Here is a 3,996-nt window from a genome sequence, read left to right on the forward strand (position 1 = left end):
ATATTTGTGGCACTGATTTGGTGCGCGACAGTGATGGTGACTTCTACGTGCTGGAAGATAACCTGCGGGTGCCGTCCGGTGTGTCCTATATGCTGGAAAACCGTTCCATCATGAAACGGGTGCTGCCGGAAGTGTTTGAAAAGGTCGACATCGCCCCGGTGGGGGACTATCCATCACGACTGGTGGAAATGCTCACCAGCTTATCGCCGCGAAAAATTAAAAAGCCGGTGATTGTGGTGCTGACGCCAGGCATCTTCAATTCTGCCTATTTTGAGCACGCCTTCCTGGCCCAGAAAATGGGTGCCGAACTGGTGGAAGGCAGCGACCTGGTGGTGCAGGACGACGACTGCCTGTATATGAAAACCATTGCCGGGCTGGAACGGGTGGATGTGGTGTACCGTCGCATTGACGATCTCTTTCTCGATCCCGAAGTGTTCAACAAGGACTCGGTACTGGGCGTTCCCGGCCTGATGCGCGCCTGGAAATCCGGCAATCTGGCTCTCGCCAACGCCCCCGGTGCGGGCGTCGCCGATGACAAGGTGATCTACGCCTACGTCCCGGCCATCATCAAATACTATCTGGGTGAAGAGCCGTTGATCTCCAATGTGGAAACCTTTCTCTGCTACGACAAGAAACAGCGTGATCATGTCCTCGCCAACCTCGACAAACTGGTGGTCAAACCCGCCAACGAATCCGGCGGCTACGGCATGTTGATCGGACCACATTCCACCCAAAAAGAGCGGGAAAAGTTTGCCCAGCTGATCAAAGCCAATCCGCGCAATTACATTGCCCAACCCACCTTGGCTCTGTCTACCGCTCCGACGTTTATTGGCAGACACAACACCCCGGAACCCCGACACCTGGATCTGCGCCCCTTTATTCTTCAGGGCAAGAACAGCTATGTCACCACCGGCGGTCTGACCCGGGTGGCCATGGTGAAAGGCTCTCTGGTAGTGAACTCGTCTCAGGGCGGGGGAAGTAAAGACACATGGATTGTAGATACGGAGGGCAAATCATGATGCTATCCCGCGTCGCCGAGCGCGTCTATTGGACCGGCCGCTATCTGGAGCGAGTCGCCAACACCGCACGCCTGATCAGTATTTACGAAACTCTGCTATTCGATCTGCCGAAAACCGTTGAACTGAGCTGGTACAACCTGATTATCATCAATGACTTGCAGGAAAGCTTCGGTGAACGCTACAGCGTGCGCTCCGAACGTAATGTGGTGAAGTTTTTACTGGGTGACGACGACAATTCGTCATCATTGATCAATTCTATGAAGGCCGCCCGGGAAAACGTGCGCACCACTCGGGACGTGGTACCCGAAGAAGCCTGGGAAATGATCTGCGAACTGACGATGTATGTGCAGGACAACATTGAAAATGGTATCAACCGTCGCAGCCGCCATGAGTTTCTTGAAGATGTGATCAAGGGCTGCATGCAAATTAACGGTTTGCTCTTCAGCACCATGCCGCATGTAGCTTCATGGGAGTTCTTCCAGATCGGCTATAACCTTGAGCGCGCCGACATGACAGTACGCTATCTGGAAGCCGGACTGACTGGCATTCTGGAATTGGCCGACGATGATTACGCCGTCAACAGCCAGCAGGTGATCTGGGGCAGTGTACTGCGCTCCCTCAACGCCACACAATACTATTTGCGCACCACCCGCAGTCCGGTGAAAGGACACGAGGTCATGCCCTACTTGCTCAATGATCCCGCGTTTCCAAAGTCCATCGCCTATTGCGTCAAGTCCATCGTCAAGTCCTGTCACTGCCTGCCACGCTCGGAGCCTTTGATTGGCCATATGACAAAAATCGAGAAAAAGCTCAACGGCAAAATGGATTTTGAGAACCCCGGGGAAGAACTGCTGAACTATTTAAACCAATTGCAGATTTTGATCACCAGTAGTCATTTTGTTGTCTCAGACATCTGGTTTCCTACGGATTGATCACGCTTGGTCCCAGTACTTTAAAGATAGCACGTTGAAAACAGTACTCTGAAAGCTGTGTTCTGAAAACAAGCCCACAACACGGCTAACAGCCAGGCATTATTAAGGAAAGATTCATCATGACCATCCGCGTTGCCCTGAATCACAACACCTACTATCAATTTGATCGACCGATCAATCTGTCGCCGCACACGATTCGACTGCGGCCAGCACCTCATAGCCGCACTCCGATTCACAGCTACAGCTTAAAAGTCGAACCCGAAAACCATTTTATTAACTGGCAACAGGATGCCTTTGGCAACTTTCTGGCGCGTCTGGTGTTCCCGGAAAAAACCACCAAGTTTTCTGTGGAAGTGGAAGTTCAAGCTGACATGACGGTGATCAACCCGTTTGACTTCTTCCTCGACGATTACGCTGAAGAATTTCCTTTCACCTACCCCAGACAACTGAAGAAAGAGCTTAAGCCTTACCTGGAAAAAGGCAAACACGGGCCACTGTTCCGAAAATTGCTGAAATCCATTCCGTTGGAAAAACGACGCACCAACGATTTTCTGGTGGAGCTGAATCAAAAAGTCGAACAGATCATTGAATACGCCATTCGCATGGAACCAGGCGTACAGACACCGGAAGAAACGCTACAGCTGGGCATAGGCTCCTGTCGCGACTCCGCCTGGCTACTGGTACAACTTTTCCGTCACGTCGGCTTAGCCGCGCGCTTTGCTTCTGGCTATCTGGTGCAACTCAAACCCGATGAAAAATCGCTGGATGGTCCCAGCGGAGCCGCCCAGGACTTTACCGACCTGCACGCCTGGTGTGAAGTCTACCTCCCCGGAGCTGGCTGGATCGGCCTCGACCCCACCTCCGGCCTGTTTGCCAGTGAAGGGCATATTCCGCTGGCCTGTACACCCGATCCGGTATCCGCCGCTCCCATTGAGGGCTTTACCGACAAGTGCGAAGTGGAATTCGAGCACAGCAACGAAGTGTCCCGCATTTTGGAAGACCCGCGTGTCACCAAGCCTTACACCGACAATCAATGGGCTGAAGCGTTAAGCCTCGGCGACAAAGTCGACAAAGAACTCGAAGAGCTGGACGTACGACTGACCATGGGTGGCGAACCCACGTTTGTCTCCATCGATGATATGGAATCCGAGCAGTGGAACACCGCCGCGCTGGGCGCCCACAAACTCAGCCTGGCCAACTCACTGCAATTAAAACTGCGGGATCACTTTGCGCCCAATGGGCTGCTGCATTACGGCCAGGGAAAATGGTATCCCGGGGAAGAAGTCCCTCGCTGGGCACTGGGAATTTTCTGGCGTAAAGATGGCGAACCTCTGTGGAAAAACCCCAAATTGCTCGCGCGCAAGGACAAGGATTACGGCTACGATATCTGCGACGCCAAGAAATTGATGTGCGGGATATCCAAACTGCTGGACATTAAAAAAGATTACGTTCAGCCAGTGTATGAAGACGCCCTGCATTATTTACTGCAAGAACGAAAACTGCCCACCAATATCGACAACGCCATCGCGAAAGCCAAAAGCTCTACCGAGCGCGCTCGTCTGGCCAGCATCCTGGAACGCACACTGAAAAAACCCACGGGTTATATTGTGCCGCTGGAGTGGGACTCCATCGCCAATAACTGGCAGACCTGTCTGTGGGAAACCCGCCGTGATCGCCTGACCCTGATACCCGGTGATTCACCGGTGGGATTGCGCCTGCCGCTGGACGATCTACCCTACAGTGCCAAGACCGAACTGCCGCCGCAGCGGGATCCGTTTGAACCTCGCCAGCCACTGCAAAAACGAGCGGAGATGACCTTTCCGGCCTCTCCCGTCGTTGTCGCGCAAGTACAGTCCGAACTCGATGATGAATCGGATACGGACAAAAACAAAGACAAAACGAGTAAGAAAACCGATCCCCTGCTGCGCTCGGTGATCCGCACCACACTCTGCGTCGAAGCCCGCGACGGTCGACTGTATGTGTTTATGCCGCCGGTTTACAGTCTGGAAAATTACGTCGAGATCATCGCCGCCATTGAAGAGACC

The 3,996-nt window shown here is 53.2% G+C and carries 3 protein-coding genes; all 3 read left to right on the top strand.

What is annotated here, in order from left to right; genetic code table 11:
* Positions 1–1,019, top strand: a 1,019-nt coding sequence (locus tag ACTG33_RS16480; RefSeq protein ID WP_439136312.1) for a circularly permuted type 2 ATP-grasp protein, incomplete at its 5' end; no start/stop codon positions are given.
* Entirely contained in the window at positions 1,016–1,951 is a 936-nt protein-coding gene (locus ACTG33_RS16485; RefSeq protein WP_439136313.1) for an alpha-E domain-containing protein, read from the top strand. The genes ACTG33_RS16480 and ACTG33_RS16485, both read left to right, overlap by 4 nt.
* A 119-nt stretch (positions 1,952–2,070) precedes the next feature.
* Positions 2,071–3,996 (top strand): transglutaminase family protein (locus ACTG33_RS16490; protein ID WP_439136314.1); only part of this gene is annotated, 1,926 nt, incomplete at its 3' end.

The sequence above is a fragment of the Pseudomaricurvus sp. genome, assembly GCF_965662505.1.
Lineage (GTDB): Bacteria > Pseudomonadota > Gammaproteobacteria > Pseudomonadales > Cellvibrionaceae > Pseudomaricurvus.

Excerpts from the sequence above, each read along its gene's own strand:
- ACTG33_RS16485 (WP_439136313.1), top strand. The coding sequence starts at position 1,016 with ATGATGCTATCCCGCGTCGCCGAGCGCGTCTATTGGACCGGCCGCTAT.